The following is a 1,790-nucleotide window of genomic DNA, read 5'->3' as shown; positions in this document are numbered from 1 at the left end:
TACGACTGCGAGGCCAAGCCTGTGGACAACCGGCTCATCCGTCCCCGGCGACCTGGCAGCATGGCGGTGTGACAGCAGCAACGCACTCCCCGCTCTTCCCGCAGGCACCGGACTCGGCCGACGCGGTGCTCGACGGGCTCGACCCCGAGCAGCGCGAGGTCGCCACCGCGCTGCACGGCCCGGTGTGCGTGCTGGCCGGAGCCGGTACGGGCAAGACCCGGGCGATCACCCACCGCATCGCCTACGGCGTGCGCGCCGGGATCCTCCAGCCCTCCAGCGTGCTCGCCGTCACCTTCACCAACCGCGCCGCCGGAGAGATGCGCGGGCGGCTCCGCCAGCTCGGCGCCGCCGGGGTCCAGGCCCGCACGTTCCACTCGGCGGCCCTGCGGCAGCTCCAGTACTTCTGGCCGAAAGCGATCGGTGGCGCCATGCCCCGGCTCGTGGACCGCAAGGTGCAGCTCGTCGCGGACGCGGCCGCCGCCTGCCGCATCCGCCTGGACCGCGGAGAGCTGCGGGACACCACCGGCGAGATCGAATGGGCCAAGGTCACCCAGACCGTCCCCGCCGACTACGGCCCGGCCGCCGCCAAGGCCGGACGCGAGGCCCCCCGCGACCCCGCCGAGATCGCCCAGCTCTACGCCGCCTACGAGGACCTCAAGCGCGAGCGCGGCGTCATCGACTTCGAGGACGTCCTGCTGCTCACCGTGGCGATCCTCCAGGACCGGCACGACATCGCCGAGCAGGTCCGCTCCCAGTACCAGCACTTCGTGGTCGACGAGTACCAGGACGTCAGCCCCCTCCAGCAGCGCCTGCTGGAGCTGTGGCTCGGCGAGCGCGACAACCTGTGCGTGGTGGGCGACGCCAGCCAGACGATCTACTCGTTCACCGGCGCCACCCCGGACCATCTGCTCGACTTCCGCATCCGCCACCCCGGTGCCACTGTCGTCAAGCTCGTCCGCGACTACCGCTCCACGCCCCAGGTCGTTCACCTCGCCAACGGCCTGCTCGCCCAGGCCAGGGGCCGCGCCGCCGACCACCGTCTGGAGCTGATCTCCCAGCGCGAGCCCGGCCCGGAGCCCGTCTACACCGAGTACACCGACGAGCCCGCCGAGGCCGAGGGTGCCGCCCGGCGCGTGCGCGAACTGCTCGACTCCGGCATCCCGGCCGCCGAGATCGCCGTCCTGTTCCGCACCAACTCCCAGTCCGAGACCTACGAGCAGGCCCTCGCGGACGCCGGGATCCCCTACCAGCTGCGCGGGGCGGAGCGCTTCTTCGACCGCCCCGAGGTGCGCAAGGCCGGGATCGCGCTGCGCGGAGCGGCCCGCTTCGGCGGCAACGACTCCCTCCTCGACGGCGCCGTCGACCTGCCCTCCCAGGTGCGTGCCGTGCTCTCCGGCGAGGGCTGGACTCCCGAGCCCCCGGCCGGCTCCGGCGCGGTCAGGGAGCGCTGGGAGTCGCTGGCCGCCCTGGTCAACCTCGCCCACGACTTCGCCGCCGCCAAGCCCGGCGCCACCCTCGGCGACCTCGTCGCCGAGCTCGACGAGCGGGCCAACGCCCAGCACGCCCCGACCGTGCAGGGCGTCACCCTCGCCTCCCTGCACTCGGCCAAGGGCCTGGAATGGGACGTGGTCTTCCTGGTCGGAGTGGCCGAGGGCATGATCCCGATCACCTACGCCAGGACCGACGAGCAGATCGAGGAGGAGCGCCGCCTCCTCTATGTCGGCGTCACCCGCGCCCGGGAGCACCTCCATGTCTCCTGGTCCCTGGCCCGCTCGCCCGGCGGCCGCCCC

1 protein-coding gene is annotated in these 1,790 nt (G+C 73.3%); it reads left to right on the top strand.

Annotated features, from left to right (window positions below):
- Nucleotides 1-5: 5 nt before the first annotated feature.
- Nucleotides 6-1,790: ATP-dependent helicase (locus GA0115233_RS39935; protein WP_255310525.1), on the top strand; the 1,785-nt coding region annotated here is incomplete at its 3' end.

Source organism: Streptomyces sp. DI166 (genome assembly GCF_900091315.1).
In the GTDB taxonomy this organism is placed as follows: domain Bacteria; phylum Actinomycetota; class Actinomycetes; order Streptomycetales; family Streptomycetaceae; genus Streptomyces; species Streptomyces fuscus.
This window is presented reverse-complemented; position numbering and strand designations above follow the sequence as displayed.